The sequence below is a fragment of the Rhodococcus sp. FH8 genome, from assembly GCF_019266085.1.
Taxonomy (GTDB): domain Bacteria; phylum Actinomycetota; class Actinomycetes; order Mycobacteriales; family Mycobacteriaceae; genus Rhodococcus_F; species Rhodococcus_F qingshengii.
The window spans coordinates 1,302,941-1,326,638 of record NZ_LPNQ01000057.1 but is presented as its reverse complement, the minus strand read 5'-3'; the positions used below and the strand labels follow the sequence as shown (position 1 = coordinate 1,326,638).

Sequence of the window (23,698 nt, the reverse complement as noted above, 5' to 3'; positions counted from 1 at the left end):
GGGTGTGGGCTGCTCTAGGGTGTGATCGGTGTGGTCAGGATCTTTCTGAGTGCCGGAAGGTCCAGGGTTGCAGCAAGATCTGCAATAGTGACCCCCGACAGTGATGCGCGCCAGGCTTTTTCGGCGTCGGCCATGACCTTGGCGATTCCGCAGGCGGAACGGCACTGTTCCGGTGGGGCGGCGAGGATTCCTTGCTGTCGAATCTCCGTGCACCGGAACGCAGGTTCGGTGCCGTCAACGGCCTGTACGACGTCGAGAACGGTGATCTTCTCGGGAGCCCGGGTGAGAACGTACCCGCCGTCTCGGCCCTCGGTCGGATTGACCAGACCGGCGTGCGCGAGCGCTCGCAGATGCTTCGCCAGGTATGTCTTCGACACCCCGTGAAGTTCGGCGAGTCTGGCTGTGGGTACCGGCCCTTCGGACTGGCTCAGAACCACGCAGCAGTGGAGTGACCACTCCACGCCTCCGGAAAGCTTCATGATTGGACTCTATCGACGCCGCGGAAAGCGGTGCGGGCCGGACGTCGCTCGAGTTGTCGACGTCAGGCCTTCTCGGCAAGCCACGCGTCGTATGTTGTCGGCGCGATCCATGCATCTGCACCGGGCGTCGGGGTCAGTGCCGAGTTGTCGAGTTTCGCGCCGAAGTAGCCGGCTTCGGGATCGGAGATAACCGAACGCTTGTCGCCGGTGACGAGGAACAAGCGCCGGACCAGTTCGTCGATGCCCAGCGGTTCGGGTCCGGCAATCTCGACCGTGCCGTTTTGCGGCGCGCCGGTCACTACCTCGGCGACGTGGGACACGACGTCTCGAGACGCGATGGGTTGCAGATGTCCCGGCGTTGCGTGGACGGCGCCGTCGGTGGTTCCCGCGTCGGCGATTCCGGCGACGAACTCGAAGAATTGGGTCGATCGGACGATCGTGTAGGGGGTCGGGCCCGCTTTGACCAGGTCTTCCTGGGCGACCTTGGCTCGCATGTACCCGGAATCGGGCAGTCGATCGGCACCCACGATGGACAGTATGACGTGGTGCCCGACGCCTGCCTTCTCTTCCGCGGCGAGGATGTGGCCGGTTCCGTCGCGGAAGAAGGCCAAGACGTCGTCGTCCGACCACGAAGGGGAATTGGTCAGATCCACGACGACGTCGGCACCCTCGACTGCCTCGGCGATACCTGCGCCGGTGGTGATGTCGATCCCGTCGCCGCGACCGAGCGCCTTCACGTCGTGCCCGGCGTCAGCGAGCTTGGCGGCGACCTGGCTTCCGATGAGTCCGCTTCCGAAAATGACGATCTTCATGTTTTTCTCCTTTACTCGGATAAGTAGTGTCCAAGTATACTCGGACACTACTTATCCAAGTCAAGGGTTGCCCGGTCAGTCGAAGAGTTCGGCGGCCAGTGCTTCGTAGGTCGCGATCGGATCACCTTCGGCGGGAAGTGCTTGGATCGCAACGTGATCGGCACCCGCCGCGACATGCTCCCGAAGTCGATCCGCGATGGACTTCGCGGTACCCCGCGCAACCAGGGCGTCGATGACGCGATCGTTCCCCTCGTTGGCCAACTCTTCGGGCGCAAAACCGAGGCGCTCGAGATTGCTCGTGTAGTTGCGCAGATACAGATACGGGTTGGCGACGGCGGGGCGACCGATTGCTCTGGCCTTCTCCGGATCGGTTTCCAGGACAACCTTGTGCTCGGGGGCCAGGATCTTCGAAGGGCCGAGGATTTCGCGAGCTTCGGCCGTGTGTTCGGGGGTGGTCAGGTACGGATGCGCGCCGGCGGCGCGAGCGGCGGACAGTTTCAACACCTTCGGCCCCAGTGCGGCGAGGACGCGCCGCGATTCCGGGACCTGGGCCGCGTCGAGTTCGTCGAGGTACGACACGAGTGAGGCGTACGGCTTGGTGTAGTCGCCGGTCGCTTCCGGATGTCCGACGCCTACGCCGAGCAGGAATCGCCCCGGGTGCGCGGCTTCGAGTCGGTGATAGGACTCCGCCACCTCAGCCGCAGGTGAGGACCAGATGTTGACGATTCCGGTTGCCACGGTGATGTGCTCGGTCGCGTCGAGAAGTTTCTCGGCGATCCCTAGATCGGCGCGTGGGGAGCCGCCGATCCAGATGGTGCCGAAACCGAGTTTCTCGATCGCAGTTCCCAGCTCGGGCGGCAAACCAGCCGCTCCTCGCCAGATTCCGTAGGTGCCCAGGTCAGGTGTTTTCGTAGTCTCCGTCACAGCGGGTGCAACTCGGCTGCTGCCGGGATCTATTCCTTCCGTCGTCATTTGCCCGGCGCGCGGTAGTCGGTCGGTCGCTTGACTGCCTCGTCGATCTGCTCCGGCGTGAGCAGTGTGATCGACTCCGAGCGTGCTGCACCTGCCGCAGCCGTGCGAATGCTCAATGCGGCTGCCGCGACGTCGTCCGGCAGGTTGCCGATCACGAACATGTCGTGACCGCCCAGTGCGAAGTGGCAGGATTCGACAGTGCCACCGATGCTTTCGACCATTCGCGTTATCGCGTCGCGCCGCGCAGTGCCTCCCTCCTGCTGCAGACCGGCGGCGCCGGAGGGTGAGTACGTCACTTGCCAGAGGTATTTCGGCATTTCCACTCCTAGCTCGGGATGGGTACTTCGATCGTGTACCCGTAGGGCGCTCGGTGGCAATGGGTAGGGGACAATCACGGCATGGTTGGAACTCCGGTGATCGTGACTATCGTGTCCGTGTGTGTAGGTTTTGTGATCTTCATGCTCGCTGCCAGTGGTGCACGCGGAAAGTGGGACCGTCGCCTCGTGATCGCGTTGTTCATCGGTGCGGTGGTGTGCCTGACCGTCGTACCGGTATCCGTCGCGCTCAGCGCCGGAGTTTGAAACACGGAGTGCCAAAACGCTCGAGTGCCGCTTAGTCTGAATCGATGGCAGATATTCGGGTAGGTATCTCCGGGTGGACGTATCCCGCGTGGCGCGGAGATTTCTATCCGAAAGGTCTTGCTCACCGCAAAGAATTGTCTTATGCCGCAGAGAGATTGACGTCGATCGAGATCAACGGCTCGTTCTACGCGCTGCAGAAGCCGGAAAGCTACACCAAATGGCGCAGCGAAACTCCCGAAGATTTTGTGTTCGCGATCAAGGGCGGCCGGTACATCACACACATGAAACGGCTGCTCGACGCCCGTGACGGACTCGCCAACTTCTTTGCCGCCGGAACGCTCGCCCTCGGCCCCAAGCTCGGGCCGATTCTGTGGCAACTACCTCCGACGCTGCAGTTCGAATCGCAGCGATTGGCCGACTTCTTCGACGGTCTTCCCCGTACCACGCAGGCTGCAGCCGATCTGGCAGCACAGCACGACGACAAACTCACCGAAGACCGAGTGTTCGCCCAGACCGAGAGGGACGTGCCGATTCGCTACGCGGTGGAAGCGCGGCACGCCAGCTTCGAGACCGACGAAGCCGTGGACCTGATGCGCGAGCGCTCCATCGGTTTTGTCGTCGCAGACACAGCCGGCAGGTATCCCCGCATCACCACTCCTACTGCCGATTTTGTCTATGTGCGGATGCACGGGGACAAGGAACTGTATGCGAGTGGGTACACCGACGAAGCTCTGGACAAGTGGTCCAAGCGCTTTCGGGATTGGATGGACGAGGGCCTCGACGTGTACGTCTACTTCGACAACGACATGAAAGGCTTTGCGCCGCACAACGCAATGTCCTTGTTGGAGCGGCTGCGCTGACGGATCGCCTGGCCTGTCGGTGGGATGTGGAAGGCTTCCGCATGAACACGAGGACCGAGGAGATATCACGATGACGCCAGAACAGCGGACGCCAGAACAGAGCTGGCCGACGCATTGGCCGAAGGTCGCCCGTGACATCGCCGATGCCACGGCCGACGCACTCGCCGCGGTGCGGGCGGCAAATCGTGACGGACTACTCGTGGCTGTCGAGGAACTGCGCGGGCTCTCTTTCGAGCAGGTCAGCTCGGTTCACGCGGCGATCGTGCGCGAATTGCTCGAGGACACGCATCCGGACGGCTTGTCCAGCGAGGACGTGCAGGATGCGCTCACCGCCTGCGCCAAGTCCACGATCGTGTGGCTGCCGGATCTGGACGTGCAGGCGCTCGCTGCGGTCTACACCGGGGCGCTCGGGATCTCGGATCTGGAAGACGATTCGTTCCGTATCGGGCACGGCGCGTACCTGCGTTCGGCGGTTCTGGTCATCGGGAGTTTGTCGACCGGAGTGAAGAAAGCTCAGAGCGCGTACATCATTCGTGCAATCGGCGAAATCGCACGTGCTCAGACCATCGAGATGCCCTGAGCGTCAGTTCGTAAATCGAATTAGGCTGAGGTCATGTCCAAGATCGCCAGCGCAGATCGTGTGTCGTTTGCCGAGCTCCTCGAATTCGTCAGGCCGCGCCATCGGGCCACGTTCGTCACGGTGAAGAAATCCGGCGAGTTGCAGATCTCTCCGGTGACGTGCGGGGTCGACGACGAGGGTCGGATCGTCATCTCCACGTACCCGGAACGGGCCAAGGCCGCGAATGTCCGCCGCACCCCGGCGGTGTCTCTGTGTATCCACTCCGACGAGTGGAACGGCCCGTACGTCCAGGTGAACGGAACCGCGGAGTTGATCGACCTCCCGGACTCGGTGGAACCGTTGGTCGACTACTACCGATCCATCGCCGGTGATCATCCCGACTGGGACGAGTACCGCGAAGCCATGCGCAAGCAGGGTAAGAGCCTGATCCGCGTCACCGTCGACTCCTGGGGTCCGATCGCAACAGGCGGGTTTCCGCCCGGACGCTGACGCTATCGAGCAGGCGGCGAGAGTTCGACTACATGCGCGTCTTTGGCGGCCAGCGGCTCTTTGCAGTGCGCGCACACAACTTGGGCGTGCAGGATCTCACCGCAACGGTGTTCGACGACGGTTGGCGGTGGACCCGTCGTCGCAAAGGCGTCCCCCCATTCCATGAGCGCCATCAGAATGGGATAGAGCGCCTTCCCTGATTCGGTGGCGACGTATTCGTAGCGCGGTGGATGGTCTTCGTAGCGTCGCTTCGCGAGGACGTCGGCGTCGACAAGGGTGCGTAGACGCGCGGCGAGGATGTCGCGGCTCGCACCCGTGCCCGCGGCGATCTCGTCGAACCGTCGTTGCCCGAGGGCGATTTCTCTGAGCACCAACAGTGACCACTTCTCGCCGACGACCTCCAAGGCGTTGGCGATGGAGCAGTTGCGTCCTTTTGTCGCCGTCATCTCTGGGCCCCTGTTAGTTGGAAATGTTAGTTGGGAATTCCAACTTAGCACTTGACGGCATGTATTCGAGGGCGGAAGGTAGGTCGAGAAATCCAACGGAGCAGATGAGGGGTCGTCATGACGGAATTGAATCTCGAGGCAGCAAGCGGATTTGTCAGCGCTGCCGGATTGCAACTGGACGAGGTGTCCGGCACGAAGGTTGTCGGGCACATCGATCTGTCCGAGGAGCATCACACGCCGTGGGGCGTAGTCCACGGCGGTGTCTACACGACCGCCGTCGAGTCCGCCGCGAGCATCGGGGCCAGCACTGCAGTGGCGGACCGTGGCGAATTTGCCGTCGGAGTGCACAACGGAACGGATTTCCTGCGGGCGCGTACGGGTGGGCGCGTGGACGTCGTGGCTGTGCCGATACAGCAGGGCCGGGTTCAGCAGTTGTGGTCGGTGGTCATCACCGATCCGGAATCGGGCAAAGAGGTGGCGCGCGGTCAGGTGCGTTTGCAGAACGTGCCGCTGCCGAAGTAGGTCAGTCCCAGATCCCCGAGTCGATGTTGAGTGAGATGCGTTTGAGCAGTGCCGTCAGTTGGGCACGTTCGTCCTCGTCGAGTCCGGTGAGTACTTGACGGTCTCGCTCGACGCGTCGGGGAAACTCTGCCTCGACCAATGCGCGACCGGCAGCGGTGAGTTGAAGCAGAACCACTCGTCCGTCGTGTTCGAAGCGCTGACGCTCGACAAAGCCCAGCTTGGCCAGGCGGTCTGCGTGTTTTGTGGTGGCGGCGCCGCTGACCATCGTGACGGCGGTGACTTCGCTCGCCCGCAGGGGACGGTCACTGCGAGCAAGTGCACTCATCACGTCGAATTCGGCGCGAGAGACCCCGCTGGACGCCAGTGCGCGGTCGAGCTGGTGAAGAGACTGCGCGTTGATGCGGGCGATCCGGCCCATCACCTCGACGGGAGCAGTGTCGAACTCGGGGTAGGCGCGCTTCCATTCGCGACGGACTTTGTCGATGAAGTCGTCTTCGGATCTGTTCGCCGCGCCCATGTCCCTATCTTAGCGACAGAATTCACATTACTTCACAAGTAATTTACTAGTGAAATAAATGTATGCTGATTGGGTGAGCCGAACCGAAACCGCAGCCAGGACGCCCAGCCGTCTCACTCATTCGAGTGAGGCCATTGCACATACCGTCTCCGGGGCGACGTGGCGAGCGGCTTTTCGCGTCGGATCTGCCGACGCGACCATCGCCCCCGCGATCAGGGTCGGGCTCGCCACCGCCGTAGTCCTCGTGGTCGGCGGACTGCTCGGGCATCGGGAATTGGCCGGCTTCGCGGCCTTGGGCGCGCTGTGCGCCGCGTTCGGCAGGTACGAGCCGTATCCACGGTTGGCCGGCAAGCTGGCAATGGTGGGTGCTGCACTGGTGGTTTCGATTGCCTTCGGCGGCGCCATGGGTGTCGCGGGCGTTCCGATGTGGTTGCAGATCGGCATCCTCTCTTTGCTTGCGGGTGCGTCGTACTGCTTCATGTCGGGCTTCCGGATCACCGGGCCAGGGCCCGTCATCCTCGTCTTCGCGGCGACCGGTGCAGCCGGATATGCCTCCAGCGTTGACGATTTGGCGCGGTTGGTCACTGCCGGTGCGCTCGGAGTTCTGGTCGGTTGGGCGGCCGCGATGCTCCCAGCGCTCGTACTGCCGATGGGACCTGCCCGCCTGGCAGTTGCCCGTGCAGTTTCTGCGGTGGGGCGTCTCGAACAGTCCGGCGCAGACGGAGTGGAACCGGCGCTCGGATCGATTGCCAACGCCCGCTTGGTTGTTGCGTCGAGTGGCCGGATCAAGTCGACCGTCGATCACGGACGCGAACTGGTGGCGGTGCTCGACGAAGCGGAAGCGGCAGTTCAGGAGTGGCAGTTGCACGGCGACGCCACCCTGATTCGCAGCATTGCTCGGCACGAGAAGGAGCTTCGGAAGCTCAAGCGTTCCAGCATGATCGAACACGATCTCGCACCGGCAAAGAACCTGGCCGCGCCCGAAGGCTATTTTCTCGAAGGATTGAATCGGCTGTATTCGCGCCCGGTGCGGATGAATGCTCTCCGCATCGTGGCAGCGTCGGCTCTGGCCGGTTGGCTCGCGGCGGGAGCCGGGTTGGAGCATCCGCTCTGGGCGTCGATGGGTGCCATCGCCGCGATGCAGGGGCTGAACTACAAGCAGACCGTCCAGCGTGGGATTCAGCGGTTGGTGGGAAATGTCGGTGGCGCCGTCGTCGCTGCTGCTCTCATCGCATTGACGCTCGGCTACTGGCAAGCGGTTGCCGTGGTCGTGATTCTGCAGACTGCTGCTGAGCTGCTCGTGATCAAGAACTATGCACTGACATCACTGGCCGTCACCCCGATGGCACTGCTCCTCATCGGTTTCAGTGCTCCGATCGGGACCGAAGCGGCAGTGGCTCGCGTCGCGGACACTCTCATCGGCGTGGTGATCGGTGTTGTCGTCGCCGCTGTGACGATCAGTCGATCGGATCGCCACCACGTCACCGTGTAACCGGTTCTGCCGTGTTTCCGGTACTGCCGTGTTTCCGGTACTGCGTAGGCTCCTGCAGGTGGAGGACAGCACGCCGGTCGACGGCCGGAAACTGCGTTACCAGCATCGCCGTGCCGAATTGCTCGAGCAGGTAACCGCGTACGTCACGGCGAACGGCGTCGGTGAACTGTCCATGCGGCCATTGGCCAAGGATCTGGGGATCAGTCATGCGACACTCATCCATCATTTCGGTTCGAAGGAACAACTGCTCACTGAAGTAGTTGCCACCCTGCGAGACAGCTCTTCTCTCGACATCTCTTCCGGGACCGACATCGTCGAGATGTTGACGAGTTACTGGAATGGGCGCACATCAGCGGAATCGTTGCCGAACTTTCGCTTGATGTTCGAGATCTACGGACAGGCGTTGTTGCATCCGGAGCGGTATCGCGAGTTTCTCGACCATGTGGTGGGGGACTGGTTGGGTGGTTTGGCGGAAGCTGCGCTCGCGTACGGATGTCCACCCGATCGCGCTGATCGCTACGCGACGATCGTGTTGGCGCAGATTCGCGGGTTGACGCTCGATTTGGTGACCACCGGTGACCGCGTCAGAATCGACGCGGCGTTCGCCGAATTCGCGGCCGCGATGGGCGCTCTGGCCAGCTCCTGGAAGGCGATCTGACGCTCCGAATGCCGTGACGCTTCAGGCGATCTGCTCGAACAGGGACACGATGATCCCTTCAGGCCCCCGGACGTAGGCCATGCGCACGCTGTTCTCGTACTCGCCGATCCCGCCGATGAGTCCGTAACCGTCCGCAGCCACCGCGTCGACCGCAACCTGGAGATCGCCCACCTCGAAAGACACGTTGCGTATCCCGATCTCGTTGGCCATCGGAGCAGGCGATCCGGGTACGTGCTCGGGCGTGACGAAGGACGAGAGCTCGAGCCGTGATCCTTCGCCCGGCGGGCGCAGCATGGCGATTTCGCACTTGGCTCCAGGGACACCGCAGACGGTTTCCACGAACTCACCCTCCACGGATCCGGTGCCCTCCACCTCGAGACCCAGACCGACGAAGAATGCCGTCGCTGATTCGAGGTCCGCGACGGTGATGCCGATGTGGTCGAAACGCTGTACGTGTGCCATGGACACATCCTCCTACTGTTTTTTCGTGCGGTTCGATGCTAGGTCGGAGTTGGGGCCGGAATCTCGACATATACGTTTCACGAAGCTGCAAGATTTTGCTTGACCGATCGGTTAAACAAAATCTACGATAACGTCCAACGAGGTCGCCCACCGCACGAACCGGAGTCGTCAGACGTGAAATTCCAGTCGAAGTCGTTTGCCCGCATATCCATCGCAGCCCTCTGTGCTGCAACGATCGGCTCCGCCGTTGCTGCGCCCATCGCGTCCGCACAGGCACCGAGCGCGTCGCAAGCCACCGGCACTGTGGTGTCGAGTGAGCCGCTACCGAAAGATCTGTGGATTCCGGGTACCGCCGACGCCAAGCGATTCACGTACTGGACCATCGGTTCCAACGGCGGGCCTGCGCTGAGCAGTGGCGCGTACTACGTCCCGGCCGGTCCGGCACCGGAAGGTGGTTGGCCCGTCATTGCGTGGGCGCACGGCACCACGGGACTCGACGATTCCTGTGCCCCTTCGCTGGTCGGTCCTGGCCTGCCCGAGCGCGACTACCCCTACCTGGGGCGTTGGCTCTCCGAGGGCTACGCCGTAGTCGCCACCGACTACGTCGGTCTGGGAACACCGGGGCTGATGCCGTATCTCGACGGAAAGGTGGAGGCGCACAGCGTCGTCGACTCGGTCAAGGCTGCTCGGGTGATCGACCCCACCATCTCGAATCGGTGGGCAGTGGTCGGGCAGTCGCAGGGCGGCGGTGCGGCCATCACGACGGCGCGCTACGCCACTGAATACGGTGGGGATTCTCTCGACTATCGCGGCGGGGTGGGTACCGGAGTGCCGGCCAACATCGAGTTGACCCTCCTGCCTGCCGGTCCGGGCTTCCCTCCCATCGCCCTCGGCGGCGGATTGACGTCGTACGCGCTCTACATCCTCGCGGGCTTGCGGGAAGCGCACCCCGAGATCGACTTGAATTCCTACCTGAACGACTTGGGAAGGGAAAAGGTCGACTCGGCCGAAAAGCTCTGCGCCGCAGACCTGGACGAGGCATCCAAGGATCTGGTCCTCGGTGACATCTTCTCCCGCCCGCTCAGTCAGATCCCGAACTTCCAGGGTCTGCTGAACGATTACATGGGTGTACCGACCAGTGGATACGATCGCCCCATCTTCATCGGCCAGGGCTTGCTCGACGTGGATGTCCCTGCACCGTCTGCACTTTCGCTGGTTGCAGCGTTGGTCGCCAACGGTGAACCGGTCACGTTCAAGACCTACAACACCGATCACAGCGGCGCTTTGGTCGAATCACAGGCTGACACGATTCCGTTCGTCGCGAACCTGTTCCGTTAGACATATCGAGAATCCAACTCATCCGAGGGTTGCTGTCGCACAACTGCGACAGCGACCCTCGGTCATTTCTGTGACTCCTTGATTGCGTTCAGCCGCGCCTCGAGGCCGTCGAGGACACGGTCGAGTGTGTAGCGATAGTGTTCTGCCCGTGTTGCTTCCGCAGCATCCGGTGGACCGGCGAACTTCCCGATCAGTGTCTCCATCGATGAACGAGGATCTGAGGGTCCGTCGTTACTCAGTCGTTCCAGCATCGCGCTGTGATCGGGTGAAGGCTGTCCGCTGGGAATGCGCCTGGCGTCGTTCATGGCGATCAGTGTGATTGTCGAGGTGAAGGCGACGGTGTAAGCCTGAGCGGCTTCTTCCCCGAACCCGGCGTCGATCAGCGATGCCAATCCGGCCTCCATGAGTTCCCGGCTGCGCTGGGTGGCAACTCCGTTCATCAGCAGCCACTGTGCCGCGCCTGGACACTCGATCAAGGCCTCTCGCATCTGCAAGAGCAGATGCGTCAGCCATTGACGCCAATCTTCTTGTGCAGATGGCACGTTCACGGCCGACACCGCACTGTCGACCACCGCAGCCGAGAGTGCGTCCCGATCTCCGACGAGTCGATAGACGACGGAGAACGACGTATCGAGTTCGCCGAGCAGCTGCCGCAGCGACCAGCCCTCGACTCCGTGCTCGCGACTGAGCCCGAACGCCACGGTCAGCACCGCGTCCGCAGTGATCCCGGTGTTGTAACTCCGGCGGCGCTGTGATTTCGCGGCGGACTTCTTGTCAGGTGATGGCGCAGTCATGGTCCGACCGAGCTTAGTGGCGTCGGATCGGTGTGCGTAGTCGACGCAAGCGATTGACGGATGTACTTAGGTGAGGTTTACTTGCCAAATCCGAGCAGTGCTCGGATTTATGCGAACCCCCCCGATTTTTCGAAGCTGAAGGACACCATGAAGTTGAAAACGCGACCCGGTTACCTATCGAGGCTGGGCGCTTCGCTGCTGGTCAGTGTCGTTGCCCTGACTGCGGCCGCCTGTAGCTCGAGTGAGGCGGGACCGACGACGGAACCTGCCGAGGGAACGCGTGTTGTGTCCCACGAATTCGGTGAGACGTCGGTTCCGGGCGACCTCGGGCGAATTGTTTCCCTCGACGAATACGCCGCACTCGGTCTCCTTGCCGTCGGCATCACCCCTGATGTGGTCTTCACGTCGTGGGGATCGGAGATCGGCCAGGACATCTTGGCGTCAGCTGGTACCGAGGTGGTCACGGTGCCGCCGCTCGGTGCACCCCCGATCGAGCAGGTCCTCGCCCAGGATCCCGGACTGGTCATCTTCACGTCGATGGGCGATCGGAGCTACTACGACTCCCTCGCATCGACCGTCCCCACAGTGCCGGTCCCGGCCGTCACCACTCCGTGGCGTGAGAATCTTGCCTTCTTCGGACGCGCTTTTGATCGTCAGTCGGTTGCCGACAAGCTGACTGTCGCCTTGGAGGGCAAGATCGCTGACGTCTCTGCTCGGTCCGGTGGTGAAGCGAACACCGTGTCGGTGCTGATGAGCAGTTCTGGAATCCTTGCCACCACCACCGAGCAGGCGCCGCCGTCCTTGTTGTTGGCGGAGAGCGGCTTCGGGCGTCCGGAATCCCAGCGATCGAATGCCGCTGGAGGACTGCCGTATGCGCCCCTGTCCGACGAGGCGATCCCGGCGCAGGATGCTCGGATCGTGGCCGTGTTCGACGAGGGCGTGTACGAGTTCGGCAAGGTTGCCGGTGTTCCCGGGTTCTCGAGTCTTTCAGCGGTGCAGGAGAACCGAGTGGCCAAGGTCAACGGAGACATGTGGCTCGCCACTCATCCCTTCGCCACTTTCTGGATGATCGAGGACATGGATGCCATGGCTGCCGGCAATCTGACCGGCACCGGAACCGAAGCTGTTGCCGCGACGCGCTATCAGGAATTCACGGCGCTGACGGCATGAGTTCGAGTGCGTTGAGTCGGCGCCTGGCTCTGCGATGGGGAGCGGTGACGCTCGGCTCTGCGGCTGTGGGTTCTGCGGCTTTGGGTTCTGTGGCATTGAGTGCGTGCAGCCGTGGCTCGGCGAACGAATCCAGTTCTGAGATTTCACCGTTCGACGACGAAGTTCGTGCTGCCGAACAGGCGAGATTTCATAGCGGGCGCACAGTCGAACGGAATCTGACAGCTGCACCGGCTCGGGTGAGTCTGGGCGCCAGAGAGGTCGACACATGGTCGTACGGTGCGGAAGCAGTTGGCCCGGAGCTTCGAATCTCCAAGGGAGACCGGCTCAACGTTCTTTTGCAGAACGACCTTCCGACGGAGACCTCGGTGCACTGGCACGGCATTGCGATCCGCAACGACATGGACGGCGTCCCGCCGGTCACCCAGGAACGAATCCAACCAGGTGCCGAGTTCACCTACGACTTCGTGGCCCCGGATCACGGAACATATTGGTACCACTCCCATTCAGGATTGCAGGCCGATCGAGGGTTATTCGGTGCACTCGTGGTCGAGGACCCGAACGACCGGACCGGAGCCGACGAGGACGTCGTCATCGTGATCGACGACTGGCTCGACGGGCTGGGAACAACCCCGGATGCAGTGCTTCGCGCATTGTCACCGGACGTGCAGGGAGGACACCACGGGCACAGCGGAGCTCCACCGGAAGTCGATGATGCAGAGATTGATTCTGCCGCAGAACTTCTCGCCAGCGGTCACGGCAATTCCGAGGCGCTCGGTGGAATGGCAACGCACATCACGTATCCACTGCACCTGATCAACGGACGGCCTGTGGAAGATCCCTTCGTCGTCAGTGCGACGGCCGGAACTCGGCTTCGATTGCGGGTGATCAATGCCGGGGCGGAGACTCCGTACCGTTTCTCGGTCGCCGGGCACGAGATGACCGTTGTCAGTGCTGACGGGCAGGACGTTGCCTACACAGCCGGAGACGAGATTCTGATCGCACCCGCGCAGCGATACGACGTATTGGTGACGGTGCAGTCCGGCTCGTGGCCCATCGCCGCGAAGGTGGAAGGGAAGTCAGGTGGCGTCGCGTGCCTGCTTCGGACGCCGGATTCGGTAGCGGTCGTCGACCTGACTTCGCCTGCAGTGCTGTCAGGTTCCGGCGGTCGGCTCGTTCTGGAATCGGAGCTTCGCCCGTCAGGAGCGCTGGAGCAGAGGGCACCGGATCGTGCGTATTCGGTGGATCTCATTCAGGCCGGCGATCGATACCTCTGGGGAATGGCGGGCGCCGATGCAGGTCGGTTGAGAATGAAGCAGGGCGAGCGAATACGAATCGTCATGAACAACGACACCGACATGTGGCACCCGATGCACACCCATGGGCACACCTTCTCGGTTCCCTCCTACGGCGGGCTTCGCCGAGACACCGTGATCGTACTTCCGCGTACACAAATGGCGATCGACTTCGACGCCGACAATCCAGGACGGTGGATGTTTCACTGTCACAACGCGTACCACTTCGAGGCCGGGATGACTGCCGACCTCCACTACGTTCGATGAGGAGAGCAGAATGTCATTTCGCACCGGATTGACCACATTGATCGCTGTTGCAGCGGTATTCACACTGACGTCGTGCGGCAACGATTCGACGGGATCTACCGAGCAAGCGCCGGTCGAGATCTCGGTGAAAAACCTTGCGTACAAACCGAACTCCGTCACCGTGCACACAGGACAGACCGTCACGTGGGTTTTCGAGGACCAGGGAATGCCGCACGATGTCGTGTTCGCCGAGTTGGGGATCAAGAGCGATCTCCAAGGAAGCGGAACCTACAGTCAGACCTTCGACAAAGCCGGAACGTTCACCTACACGTGCACACCACATCCGAACATGACCGGCACGATCATCGTCGAAGAGTGAGTGCGGCAATGAAAGTGAACGAGGCCGCAGCCCCGGAAGACTCGCCTGGACTCGTCGACCGCGACGCTTTGGGCAGGATGATCGCGCCGGTGAGAAATCAACTCCTCCTAGGGGCGGGTCTGTCGGCACTGTCGGTGCCGTTGCGATTCCTGCCCTACGTTGCGGTGGTCGAGATCGCGCGGGTGCTCCTGACCGACTCGTCGTTGAACCTGGTCTGGCTGTGGGCCGCAATCGGTGCAGCGGGCACAATTCTCGGTTTTGTCGTCTACAACGCAGCGCTGACCGTGTGCCACACCGCCGACGCGCATTTCAAATACTCGATCCGCTCGCGTATCGCTCGGCATCTGTCCCGAGTTCCTCTGGGGTGGTTTGCAAATGGTGGCACCGGTGAAGTGAAGCAGGCGATGACGGACGACGTGAAGCGGATGCATCTTCTCGTCGCTCACCTTCCCGCCGACGTGGTGCCCGCGATCTTGTCGCCGATAGTGGCCCTGATCTATCTGGTGGCGATGGACTGGAAGTTCAGCCTGGTCCTGGTCGGCTACATCGGAGTGTGTCTCGCTCTCGCCGCGCCGTCGATGCGCAGAGCCTATCGAACGAACGTCGACTCCTGGAATCTTGCAATGTCGACATTGACCTCTGCGACAGTAGAACTGGGCGACGGTATCGAGGTTGTCAAGACGTACGGGAGTGGGAGTCGCGCATTCGCGCGCTACTCGAGCGCTGTCGATTCGATGGTTGCGGTGTGCGTGCGATGGATGTCGGGGATGGGAAGGCCGGTGGTCGCGATGTCGATCCTCCTCTCACCGGCGGTACTCATCGTGGTCATCACGGCGACGGGAACTGCAATGTTGTCCGGGGGTTGGATTACCCCGGTAGCTCTTGTTGCCTTTCTGGTCGTCGGAATCGGTGTTCCGTCGTCGGTTCTGCACATGGGAACGATGGCCAACCTCTACCGCGAAGGCCAACTGGGAGCGACTCACGTCGAGAGCATCCTCGGCGAACCAGAGCTGGCCGAACCTCAGGATGCAGTGCCTGCTCGCAGCACTTTGGTCGAATTCGACAGCGTCGGCTTCGAATACACCACTGGGCAGCGCGTCCTCGAGAACATCTCCTTCGAGATGCAACCGGGCACCGTGACCGCGATCGTTGGCCCCTCCGGCTCCGGAAAGACCACTTTGGCGCGTCTACTTCCGCGGTTCTGGGACGTCACGGACGGGTCTATTCGACTGGGCGGAAGCGATTTACGAGATCAGTCCAGTCGCGAAGTCTTGAGATCGATGGCCATCGTCTTCCAAGATGTTGTGCTCCTGCGGGACAGCGTGCGCGAGAATATTCGGCTCGGTCGACCGGATGCAACGGATCTGGAAGTGGAGACAGCGGCGAGGCGGGCGCAGATTCACGACGTGATCATGCGACTGCCGGACGGGTACGACACCGAGATCGGTGGTGGTTCGGGCGGTGAGCTGTCGGGTGGGGAGAAGCAACGCCTGACGATCGCCCGCGCCATCCTTCAGAACCCGCCGATCGTCATCCTGGACGAGGCGACTTCGCAGGCCGATCCCCACAGTGAATCGGCCGTTCAACGCGCACTGGGTGAGATCAGTGCGGACGGCGGCACCCTGATGGTGATCGCTCATCGACTGCACACCGTCCGATATGCAGATCAGATACTCGTTCTCGACGCCGGACGGATCGTGGAAAAGGGTACGCACGAACAGTTGTCGGCGCTCGGCGGAACCTACGCGCGGATGTGGGCGCTCCAGAACCCCCTCGTCGAAGACATATCTCCGCGAAAGGCGCTGCAATGATTCGAGACCTGGACGAAATCCTCGGGCGCGGCAATGGGATGCGAGGTCAGATAGCAGGTTTCACGCTCGCTGGGATACTCGAGGGTGTCGTCTTTGCACTGATGATTCCGATCCTGAAAGCGGTGGTTCGCGGCGATTACGACGCCGCAGTGCCGTGGGTTGTCACGGCTGCTCTCGTGGCGGTGGCCTGTGGCGCCGTACGGTGGATCGCCGAGAATCGGGCGTACCGCATCGGAATCGAGGGTTTTGCCGGTGGAATCATGCATCGCCTCGGTGAGCACTTGGTGCAGGTTCCGCTCGGGTGGTTCAGCAAGGCAAACCGTGGAGCGTTCACTCGCCTGGTCACCGAGGGCACGGCTATCTTGATGAGCATCCCGGGAATGATCATCGCGCAACTCGTCACCGTCACGGTGACTCCCGCGACCGTGGCGATCGCTGTCTTGTTTGTGGACTGGCGACTGTCCCTCACGATGGTCGTCTTCGTTCCACTGGGGATTCGGGCTTACCGCAACGTGCAGCGTGCGGTTGTTCCCGAATACGAGGCGATCGGCAAGAGCGAATCCGAGTTGGCATCACGCGTCGTCGAATATGCACAGGCGCAGCAAGTTCTACGTTCGGCCGGTAAGAGTGGCGAAGGCTGGACTCGGTTGGACGAAGCTCTTGTGTCCAACCGGGACGCACACCTGCAGGAAATCGGATCGGTCGACAAGTATCTGCTGCGCTTCATGATCGTCGTTCAGGTTGCCTTTCTCACCGTCCTGGTTCTGGCGGCACTGCTGGTCACCACCGGGTCCATCGACACAGCAAGCGTGATCGTTGTTCTCGTGTTGGCCGTGAGGTTCGTGGAGCCGATGCAAATGCTCGCAGGATTCGGTGAAGGTATCTCACTGGCCCGGGTGTCGCTCGGATCTGTCCGCGAGATGATCGATGTACCGGTGCTGGCGGAGCCTGAGGTGCCGAAAGCGCCTACGTCGTATGATATTCGGTTCGATTCGGTCTCCTTCGGCTACGGCCCGGATCGCGTGATTCGTAACGTGAGCCTCGAATTCCCGGATTGCTCGGTCACTGCTCTGGTCGGTCCTTCCGGTTCCGGAAAGACAACTCTGGTTCGGCTGATCTCCAGATTCTGGGACGTCGACGAAGGTGCGGTATCCATCGGGGGAGCCGATGTTCGCGACATCGGAACGAGAGCATTGATGTCTCGGATATCGACTGTCTCACAGCAGGTTTACCTGTTCGACGGAACCATCCTGGAGAACGTTCGGTTGGCGAGACCGGATGCCACCGAGTCGGAGGTACGTCAAGCAGTGGTGGATTCCAGGCTAGGCGAAGTGATCGACCGTTTGCCGAGCGGTGAGGAGACCAGGGTAGGTGAAGGCGGATCACTGCTGTCCGGCGGTGAACGTCAGCGGGTCTCGATTGCGCGGGCATTCCTCAAGGACACTCCGATTGTTCTTCTCGATGAAGCGACTTCAGCCCTCGACGGAGAGAACGAAGTCGCCATCACCGAGGCAATTCACCGATTGGCCCGTGGTCGAACGGTGGTGATCATCGCTCATCGCCTGTCGACTATTCAGGGAGCAGATCGCATCGTCTACCTCGAAGACGGTGGGGTGGAGGAGGTCGGTTCCCACGAAGACCTGATCGCGCGAGGTGGAAAGTACTTGGATCTGTGGGCCGAGCGCAGTGGCGCGGAGGGATGGAGGATCGACCGAGCGCCTAAGCGGTGAAGAAACCGTGTGGTTTGATCGACGAATGGACGAAGCCGCTGCAGATCCAGTGAAACCGCCGCGCAAGCGCCGGTGGCCTCGTTGGGTCGCAGGCATTGCGGTGCTCGGAGCGGTTGTCTACGCAGGCTCGATCGTGTGGATTTCCGTGGCGTCGGCCGGCCACACGTCGGACGCCGCCGATGCTCCCGATGCTCCGGTCGTGATCGTGCTGGGCGCGCAGATCAAGGACGGTAAGCCGATGGCTTTCCTGAAAGGGCGGCTGGACGCAGCAGTAGAACTGGTGGAAGCGGGAAAGGCTAAAGCGGTCCTGGTCTCCGGCGACGCGAACGGCGGCTCGGGTGACGAGATCGCGGCGATGACGAACTACCTGGTGGAGCAGGGAATAGATGAGCGTCGCATCGTGGGGGATCCGTACGGCCTCGACACCTATGACACCTGCTTCCGGGCCATACATACGTATGGGGTGACCAAGGCGTTGATCGTCACTCAGGGGTATCACGTGCCCCGCGCTGTGGCGCTGTGCCGAGACGTCGGCATCGACGCAGACGGGGTGAACAGCGATTGCGGGTGCGCAACTCCGACGCTGATCAAGAACGCCGCCCGGGAGTGGGTTCTTGCCAAGCCCAAGGCAGCGCTGGACATGCTGTGGAGTCGGGACGCAAAGGTGACGTCGCCGTCGGAGGACTCGGTCCAGGTGGCGCTGTCGATTCCCTGACGCGGGGTGAGTGCGCACGGTTTCTGTCGAGCGAACACACGCTCCGGAGAGTCGGAGCATGTGTTCACTCGAGGTGAAGGGTGCTCGGTCGAGAGTCAGATCAGTGCTGCGGCGGCGAATGCTCCCAGTGCGATCAATGCCGCGCCGGTGACGCTCTGCACGCGACGGTCCACGACGCACATGATCGAGAGGAATCCCGGCATCGAGCCACCGCGCTTGGTGTGCACGATTGCCGCGAGGCTGGGCATGCAGCGGCCAAGGGATACGACCGTGAACAGCGCCGCCCCGAGAGCCGGTGTACCCGAAGCCATGACGCCGAGTGCCAAGAGGTAGTACGCACTCGAGCGGATGAAGATCAGAAATCCCGGACCGATGATCGCGCCGAAGATCAGCGAGACCTTCCACGGCGCCATCGTGCGGCGCAGATGGCGCGGAAGCTGTTGGCGCCGCATCGGAGTCGGCATGCTCACCGCACCCAATTCATGCAGCCCGTATGCAACCGCGACGACGGCCCAGACGCCGAGCGCCCAGCCGATCGGCACGTACCCGGACATCGCCGCACCGAGAGCGCCGATCAATGCCCCGGTGACGGCTCCCGTCGTGACCGAACCCAGAGCGTGCCAGCCGAGTCGGCGGACGGGAGTCGAGGATCCCTTCCGATCGACTTGCTTCGGCGCCGCAACAACTCCGGCGACGGACATTCCGCAGGTCGACCAGTTCGCGGCCAGCGACGTAACCAGTCCGGCGCCGATAACAGCTGTGGTCAAAGCTGTTGTCGCAGATGGCGTGGCCACGAGTGCGAGGCCGGCACCCGCAGCGGCGCCCGCCGCGACGAGGCTGACACGGGTCGCGGTGCCGACCGAGCCTTGAAGGGTCGGCCGGATGTCAGGGACGTCGGTCTGCAGTGGGCCGTGTGAGAGAACAGTAGTCATCAGATCCTCCGAAGTGTTTGTGGTTCAGGAAAAGTGTCGAGCCGAAGTCGCAGCGAAAAGTGATGAGCCAGAGTTCACAGCACTGTGATGACTCCGATCATGTACGGGTGCACGGAGCACGAATATTCGTAGACGCCGACGCTCTCGAACGTGTGCCGGAACGTTCCGTCTCCGGTGATACCGCTGTCGAACAGGCCGGGTGATTCCACGTGATGCAGGAGTCCGCCGTCGTCGAAGCGCCACTCGACGGTGCCGCCGTGCTCCACGGTGACGTCCATCGGACTGAACTGAACATTGCTGATCTCGACCAGCACGTCGGGGACGGGATCTTCTGTGCCGCAAGCTGGGACACACGTCGCCGCGACGGCGAGGCCGAAGCCGGCGATCCACCTCCTCACTATTGAACGATCACGGTGCCCACCATCATCGGGTGGGGCGTGCAGTGGTAGGTGAAGGTTCCGGCGTCGTCGAACGTGTACGAGAAGGTTCCCTCGGTGAGCAACTCGCTCTTCAGTTTCCCGTCGAGATCACCGTTGCCGACCACGTCGTGGGGGAGTCCGCTGTCGTCGAACTTCCATTCGACGGTCTGTCCCTTCTCGATGGTGACCGATGCCGGTGTGTACGCCATGTTCTTCACCTCGATCACGACTGCAGGTTCGTCCGACGACGCACCGGCATCACTATTGCAGGCGGTGAGGCTCAGGGCAGCGCACGCGGCCAGGAAAGCGGGAACGAGTTTCTTCATGAGGTGTTCTCTCCATTCTTCGACTTGTCAGCGGACGTAACGCAGATTTGCCGTCATGCCGGCCTCGAAGTGGTAGGCGTTGTGGCAGTGGAACATCCACTCGCCGGGATTGTCGGCGTCGAACTCGATGGCAAGCTCGGTGCCGGGTAGGACGTTGACGGTGTCGCGGCGAAGTCCGCCGTAATCCGGTACCGCAAACGTGTGGCCGTGGGTGTGCATGGGGTGCCACATCGTGGACGCGTTCTTCATCGTGATCCGGACCCGTTCGCCCTGTTTCATGACGAGCTTGCCTGCATCGGCCCCCGCCATTCCCCAGACGTACCGATCGCCGGCCTGGATCAACTCGATGCGGTAGTCGCGATCAGGCGATTTCGTCTCGAGCCGTGCGGATTCCGTGGGCCGGAGTTCGCTTTCGGTGACCAGTCGGCCGGCCAGTTCCGAGAGGTTTCCGCCCACATCCGGGTTCGCCAGCGCCAACGCGTCGGTGCTGCGTAGGACGGTCGACGCATAACCATCTCGGCCCTCGACCTTCGCCACCACCGGCCATGTTCCCGACTTCACCGTCACCAGCACGTCGTAGCGCTGCGCCATTCCGACGATGATGGTGTCGGCGGGAGTTGGTTCCACGTCGTAGCCATCGGTAGCGACAATTGTCATCTCGTGACCGGCCACAGCAAACCGGTACGGAGTTTCGGCGGCTGCGTTGATGATTCGCAGTCGCAGGGTCGAACCGGGCGCTGCAGTCACGACAGCAGGATCATTGGGTGGCCGCCCGTTGATCAAGTGCAGTGGATACGCGATGTGTTGAGTCATCCCGCCGAGTGGTTCGGAAGAACCGTGTCCGCCGCTCACCAACTGTTGCGCGACGGACATGTCGGCTTCCGAGTGTTCCGCCGGAGTTGTTGCCCCACCGCCGTGTCCGCCGTGCCCGCCCGAAATTGCCGGGTTCAGGGCCATCAGGACGGAATCCGGGGTGGTACCCAATCCGTCGAGCCAGTCGTCGAGCACCAGAACGGCATCGGCGTCGGCCCCGGTGATGTCGTTCGGATCCTCGACGATCATGGCGCCGAAGAGCCCCCGATCGGCTTGTAATCCGCTGTGCGAGTGGTACCAGTACGTTCCCGGATCCGGTGCGATGAAGTTGTACTCGAAACTCGAACCGGCACCGATGGGGGCCTGCGTGGTGGGTGCCGCGCCGTCCATGTCGTTGCGGACTCGAATTCCGTGCCAGTGCAGTGTTGTTTCGGCGTCGAGGCCGTTCTGGACGCTGACGTTCACCCGGTCACCGGACTTCAGGCGAAGTTCCGGAGCCACCGCAGCGCCTCCGTACGTCCACGTGTTCACGAGGCGTCCGCCAAGATCTACCGTCGAGAATCCGGCGGCAAGGGCAAACGCAGCGGTGGTCCCGTTCCAGGCTCGCGCCGATTCTGCGGCGGCAACTTCGGGGTCGGTGGGCAGGATGTAGTCGAGATCGGTTGTGGGCGTCGGAGATGCTGCAGTGGAACTGCATCCGGCAATCGTCCCCATTGCGCCGAGCCCGAGTGCTCCGGCGCCGAGTGCTCCCAAACTCAGGAAGCGGCGCCGGCCCATCACCACACCGGATCCGGGACGACTCATCGGAGTACTTCTGGTGTGATCAACCCGCTGACATCCCCGACGTTGCCCGAGACATCGACGGAACTGACCTGCTCGCCGGTGCTCGCGTTGTAACCCACGATCTTCTGCGGAGCGGAGCCTTCGACCTCAGGTCCGGTACCGAGCACGTAGAACGTGGCGCCGTCGACGGAAAAGGTCATGCTCTTGATGTCTGTCAGGCCGAGGTCTGCAAGCGTCAAGCTCTTCACCGGGGCGAAGGTCGTTGCGTCGGACAAGTCGATCGTGACCAGTGAGCCTCCCCGAGCAGAGTCCGGATGAATAGCCGTGTCCGTGTACGCGATTGCGAGCCGGGTTGCGTCGGCGTTGATGACGTTCTCCGAGAATCGACCGGAGTCCTGCCCGGCGTTTCCGATCGGCTTGACACCTTCCTGAGGTAGTCCGTTGGAGAAGTCGAAGACGTACACATCGCCGTTCTCACTGACCAGCAAGGCTTTATTCGCTTTCGATGCCCACGTGACCTTGCGGGTGGAGACAAAATCCTCGGGTAGGACCTTGCTTCGGGCGGTTTCCTTCGGAACACCGTCGTCACCGATCGTGACGTGCAGCAGTTCCCGGGTGTCCTCGCAGACGCTGTACAGCGCGTGATCGACCATCCACGTGAACGGACCGCAGCCGACTATCTGGAGTGCACCGGTCGCTTCCTTCTTCTCGAGGTCGACCACTCTGATGCCGTACAAACCGTCGTCCCACGTGACGAAGAACTTGCCGTCGGAGGTCACGGCGTTCGAGCCGGGACGGGAATGTACGCGTGCGACGTCCGGAAGCATGACCTCGGCTGGTTCCAGCAGGTTTCCGGAGTAGGTGCTGACCGTGAAATCTGCTGCGCCGCGGGAACCTCGGGGCCGCCACACCTCGGCAGCGAGCACCGCAGGATCTTCGGCGGAATCCCCGACGAATCCGTGAATGACCGGATCCCAGATACCCGGGCCGACGGTGATTCGGCTCTCGGCCACACCAGTTTTCGGATCGATGACGTTGACGCTGAGTTCGAGTTGGCCGAATCCACCTTCGACGCCCAGCAAGCGGTCAGCTGCGATCGGGGTGATCGAACCGACGTGCAACGGCTCGGGAATGGTGTCGCCGATTTCCTGGTCGTCGTGACCGAGGGAGATTCCCTCGCCCGGTGCAGTGAACGGAACTGTCGGATAGGTGACATCACCTGCGCTGGAAGGTTCGTCGTTGTCGGACGAACTGCAACCGGCCAGCGCGAGTACGACGGTGAGTGGGATGACGGCAACGGCGGGTCGCGCCAGTTTTCGGGTTCGCGGACTGCTCATGATCCGGCACCGACCTTGGGGCGCTCGGCCGGTCGAGTCTGGCAGTCCTCACCGATGATGGGCGCCATCGTGCAGGTGTATGCCTGGGACTCGTCGGAGACACACCAGATGATTTCCTGGTCGTAGCTTCCGGAGACCGGGTTGTACATCACGGCCTGCATGTCCGGTTCGCCGCAGAATGCGTTGGAACACGAAGGCGCACCGCAGCAGTCGTAGTAGGCGATCAGATAGGTCTTGCCGGTATCAGGGTTGGTGCAGCATCCGACCCAGAACTCTGCGCCGGGCTTGCTGCCGGGGGCGCAGGTGGTGACACCGCCGCCGTTGCATGCGGCACAGGACGTTCCGTCCATGTTGCACCAGCGCCAGTACTCGCACTCGGCCGGATCTTTACCGTCGTAGACAGGGACAAGAGGTTCGGGGCCAGGTGCCGGCGCAGGAACCTCGGGCTCTTGGGCGAAGGCACTACGTGTCACGGGAAGTGTGCTGATCAGTGCCACTCCTGACACACCCATGGTCCACTTGCCGATCCGACTGATCATGGATCGCCGCGAAACTCGTTCGGAGAGTTTACGTCCGGTTCGGCTGGTAAGCGAACCGCCCTGGCCCGCCATCCATTCGGCCTGGGCCTGAACTGTCGCCTCGTCGACGGGATATCGATTCTCCGTCATGTTGTGCTGCGGGAATTCATTGTCGTCCAACGATTTTCTCCTGATTCGTGAAGAGGATCGAACTGTGCAGGAAGA

28 protein-coding genes are annotated in these 23,698 nt (G+C 62.2%); 14 read left to right on the top strand and 14 right to left on the bottom strand.

From position 1 onward, the window contains the following. Nucleotides 1-14 precede the first annotated feature (14 nt). The 4 genes from ATN38_RS09135 to ATN38_RS09120 form a co-directional block, all read right to left on the bottom strand. On the bottom strand, nucleotides 15-479 hold the full coding sequence (locus tag ATN38_RS09135) for an Rrf2 family transcriptional regulator (RefSeq protein WP_039973110.1): 465 nt from the start codon (nucleotides 477-479) through the stop codon (nucleotides 15-17). 62 nt (nucleotides 480-541) lie between these two features. Continuing rightward, complete coding sequence (locus ATN38_RS09130) at nucleotides 542-1,291, bottom strand: SDR family oxidoreductase (RefSeq protein WP_047271926.1); 750 nt, start codon at nucleotides 1,289-1,291, stop codon at nucleotides 542-544. 75 nt (nucleotides 1,292-1,366) lie between these two features. Beyond that, entirely contained in the window at nucleotides 1,367-2,215 is an 849-nt protein-coding gene (locus tag ATN38_RS09125) for an LLM class F420-dependent oxidoreductase (RefSeq protein ID WP_175280085.1), read from the bottom strand. 44 nt (nucleotides 2,216-2,259) lie between these two features. After that, nucleotides 2,260-2,580 carry a GYD domain-containing protein gene (locus ATN38_RS09120; RefSeq protein ID WP_007729728.1) on the bottom strand — a complete coding sequence of 107 codons (321 nt, stop codon included), beginning with the start codon at nucleotides 2,578-2,580 and terminating at the stop codon, nucleotides 2,260-2,262. 81 nt (nucleotides 2,581-2,661) lie between these two features. Between ATN38_RS09120 and ATN38_RS09115 the strand changes: the two genes are divergently transcribed. From ATN38_RS09115 to ATN38_RS09100, 4 genes are all read left to right on the top strand, one after another. Continuing rightward, complete coding sequence (locus ATN38_RS09115; RefSeq protein WP_003940600.1) at nucleotides 2,662-2,844, top strand: hypothetical protein; 183 nt, start codon at nucleotides 2,662-2,664, stop codon at nucleotides 2,842-2,844. A gap of 44 nt (nucleotides 2,845-2,888) precedes the next feature. Beyond that, nucleotides 2,889-3,704: a DUF72 domain-containing protein gene (locus ATN38_RS09110; RefSeq protein ID WP_218747831.1), complete on the top strand. Its 816-nt coding sequence runs from the start codon at nucleotides 2,889-2,891 to the stop codon at nucleotides 3,702-3,704. Between the two features lie 70 nt (nucleotides 3,705-3,774). Next, nucleotides 3,775-4,284, top strand: a complete 510-nt coding sequence (locus ATN38_RS09105; protein ID WP_030536492.1) for a hypothetical protein — start codon at nucleotides 3,775-3,777, stop codon at nucleotides 4,282-4,284. A 33-nt stretch (nucleotides 4,285-4,317) separates the two neighbouring features. After that, nucleotides 4,318-4,773: a PPOX class F420-dependent oxidoreductase gene (locus ATN38_RS09100; protein WP_030536493.1), complete on the top strand. Its 456-nt coding sequence runs from the start codon at nucleotides 4,318-4,320 to the stop codon at nucleotides 4,771-4,773. Between the two features lie 2 nt (nucleotides 4,774-4,775). Here the strand turns inward: ATN38_RS09100 and ATN38_RS09095 are convergent, their stop codons facing one another. Beyond that, a complete protein-coding gene (locus ATN38_RS09095) occupies nucleotides 4,776-5,219 on the bottom strand; it encodes a helix-turn-helix domain-containing protein (protein WP_030536494.1) in 444 nt (147 codons plus the stop codon). 117 nt (nucleotides 5,220-5,336) lie between these two features. On the opposite strand from ATN38_RS09095, the gene ATN38_RS09090 reads away from it, so the two are divergent. Then, nucleotides 5,337-5,741 (top strand): PaaI family thioesterase, encoded by a 405-nt coding sequence (locus ATN38_RS09090; protein WP_003940256.1) that lies wholly within the window; start codon nucleotides 5,337-5,339, stop codon nucleotides 5,739-5,741. Between the two features lies 1 nt (nucleotide 5,742). On the opposite strand, the gene ATN38_RS09085 is transcribed toward ATN38_RS09090, so the two are convergent. Further along, nucleotides 5,743-6,258: a MarR family winged helix-turn-helix transcriptional regulator gene (locus ATN38_RS09085; RefSeq protein WP_218695730.1), complete on the bottom strand. Its 516-nt coding sequence runs from the start codon at nucleotides 6,256-6,258 to the stop codon at nucleotides 5,743-5,745. Between the two features lie 58 nt (nucleotides 6,259-6,316). Between ATN38_RS09085 and ATN38_RS09080 the strand changes: the two genes are divergently transcribed. Together ATN38_RS09080 and ATN38_RS09075 are read left to right on the top strand one after the other, a co-directional pair. After that, nucleotides 6,317-7,750, top strand: coding sequence for an FUSC family protein (locus ATN38_RS09080; protein ID WP_218747830.1), 1,434 nt, complete (start codon nucleotides 6,317-6,319; stop codon nucleotides 7,748-7,750). Between the two features lie 58 nt (nucleotides 7,751-7,808). After that, nucleotides 7,809-8,408, top strand: a complete 600-nt coding sequence (locus tag ATN38_RS09075; RefSeq protein ID WP_118607001.1) for a TetR/AcrR family transcriptional regulator — start codon at nucleotides 7,809-7,811, stop codon at nucleotides 8,406-8,408. A 21-nt stretch (nucleotides 8,409-8,429) separates the two neighbouring features. On the opposite strand, the gene ATN38_RS09070 is transcribed toward ATN38_RS09075, so the two are convergent. Then, nucleotides 8,430-8,870, bottom strand: coding sequence for a VOC family protein (locus ATN38_RS09070; protein ID WP_218747829.1), 441 nt, complete (start codon nucleotides 8,868-8,870; stop codon nucleotides 8,430-8,432). A gap of 174 nt (nucleotides 8,871-9,044) precedes the next feature. On the opposite strand from ATN38_RS09070, the gene ATN38_RS09065 reads away from it, so the two are divergent. Continuing rightward, nucleotides 9,045-10,208 (top strand): S9 family peptidase, encoded by a 1,164-nt coding sequence (locus ATN38_RS09065; protein WP_003940397.1) that lies wholly within the window; start codon nucleotides 9,045-9,047, stop codon nucleotides 10,206-10,208. Between the two features lie 62 nt (nucleotides 10,209-10,270). Here the strand turns inward: ATN38_RS09065 and ATN38_RS09060 are convergent, their stop codons facing one another. Further along, nucleotides 10,271-11,002 carry a TetR/AcrR family transcriptional regulator gene (locus tag ATN38_RS09060; protein WP_030536498.1) on the bottom strand — a complete coding sequence of 244 codons (732 nt, stop codon included), beginning with the start codon at nucleotides 11,000-11,002 and terminating at the stop codon, nucleotides 10,271-10,273. A 147-nt stretch (nucleotides 11,003-11,149) separates the two neighbouring features. On the opposite strand from ATN38_RS09060, the gene ATN38_RS09055 reads away from it, so the two are divergent. From ATN38_RS09055 to ATN38_RS09030, 6 genes are read left to right on the top strand one after another with little or no spacing between them, the layout of a single operon-like run. Next, the gene (locus ATN38_RS09055; protein ID WP_050656042.1) at nucleotides 11,150-12,172 is read left to right on the top strand and encodes an ABC transporter substrate-binding protein; all 1,023 of its coding nucleotides are present in this window, start codon (nucleotides 11,150-11,152) and stop codon (nucleotides 12,170-12,172) included. Next, nucleotides 12,169-13,731: a multicopper oxidase family protein gene (locus tag ATN38_RS09050; protein ID WP_218747828.1), complete on the top strand. Its 1,563-nt coding sequence runs from the start codon at nucleotides 12,169-12,171 to the stop codon at nucleotides 13,729-13,731. The genes ATN38_RS09055 and ATN38_RS09050 overlap by 4 nt, the downstream gene beginning before the upstream one ends. 10 nt (nucleotides 13,732-13,741) lie before the next feature. Beyond that, on the top strand, nucleotides 13,742-14,089 hold the full coding sequence (locus ATN38_RS09045) for a plastocyanin/azurin family copper-binding protein (RefSeq protein WP_218747827.1): 348 nt from the start codon (nucleotides 13,742-13,744) through the stop codon (nucleotides 14,087-14,089). Further along, nucleotides 14,086-15,900, top strand: a complete 1,815-nt coding sequence (locus tag ATN38_RS09040; protein ID WP_228232269.1) for an ABC transporter ATP-binding protein — start codon at nucleotides 14,086-14,088, stop codon at nucleotides 15,898-15,900. The genes ATN38_RS09045 and ATN38_RS09040 overlap by 4 nt, the downstream gene beginning before the upstream one ends. After that, nucleotides 15,897-17,630, top strand: a complete 1,734-nt coding sequence (locus tag ATN38_RS09035; RefSeq protein WP_218695736.1) for an ABC transporter ATP-binding protein — start codon at nucleotides 15,897-15,899, stop codon at nucleotides 17,628-17,630. The genes ATN38_RS09040 and ATN38_RS09035 overlap by 4 nt, the downstream gene beginning before the upstream one ends. A gap of 25 nt (nucleotides 17,631-17,655) precedes the next feature. Further along, on the top strand, nucleotides 17,656-18,345 hold the full coding sequence (locus ATN38_RS09030; RefSeq protein ID WP_019745580.1) for a vancomycin high temperature exclusion protein: 690 nt from the start codon (nucleotides 17,656-17,658) through the stop codon (nucleotides 18,343-18,345). A 95-nt stretch (nucleotides 18,346-18,440) separates the two neighbouring features. Here ATN38_RS09030 and ATN38_RS09025 read toward each other — a convergent pair whose 3' ends face one another. From ATN38_RS09025 to ATN38_RS09000, 6 genes are all read right to left on the bottom strand, one after another. Further along, nucleotides 18,441-19,277: a hypothetical protein gene (locus ATN38_RS09025; RefSeq protein ID WP_042925930.1), complete on the bottom strand. Its 837-nt coding sequence runs from the start codon at nucleotides 19,275-19,277 to the stop codon at nucleotides 18,441-18,443. Nucleotides 19,278-19,351: 74 nt separating this feature from the next. Beyond that, nucleotides 19,352-19,675 carry a biphenyl 2,3-dioxygenase gene (locus ATN38_RS09020; RefSeq protein WP_218747826.1) on the bottom strand — a complete coding sequence of 108 codons (324 nt, stop codon included), beginning with the start codon at nucleotides 19,673-19,675 and terminating at the stop codon, nucleotides 19,352-19,354. Further along, nucleotides 19,675-20,022, bottom strand: coding sequence for a plastocyanin/azurin family copper-binding protein (locus tag ATN38_RS09015; protein ID WP_218747825.1), 348 nt, complete (start codon nucleotides 20,020-20,022; stop codon nucleotides 19,675-19,677). The genes ATN38_RS09020 and ATN38_RS09015 overlap by 1 nt, the downstream gene beginning before the upstream one ends. Nucleotides 20,023-20,049: 27 nt before the next feature. Next, nucleotides 20,050-21,639, bottom strand: a complete 1,590-nt coding sequence (locus ATN38_RS09010; RefSeq protein WP_118606991.1) for a multicopper oxidase family protein — start codon at nucleotides 21,637-21,639, stop codon at nucleotides 20,050-20,052. Further along, nucleotides 21,636-22,955, bottom strand: a complete 1,320-nt coding sequence (locus ATN38_RS09005) for a hypothetical protein (protein WP_047271943.1) — start codon at nucleotides 22,953-22,955, stop codon at nucleotides 21,636-21,638. The genes ATN38_RS09010 and ATN38_RS09005 overlap by 4 nt, the downstream gene beginning before the upstream one ends. After that, on the bottom strand, nucleotides 22,952-23,623 hold the full coding sequence (locus ATN38_RS09000; RefSeq protein ID WP_029256402.1) for a methylamine dehydrogenase light chain: 672 nt from the start codon (nucleotides 23,621-23,623) through the stop codon (nucleotides 22,952-22,954). Before ATN38_RS09000 ends, ATN38_RS09005 begins: the two co-directional genes overlap by 4 nt. Nucleotides 23,624-23,698: the final 75 nt, after the last annotated feature.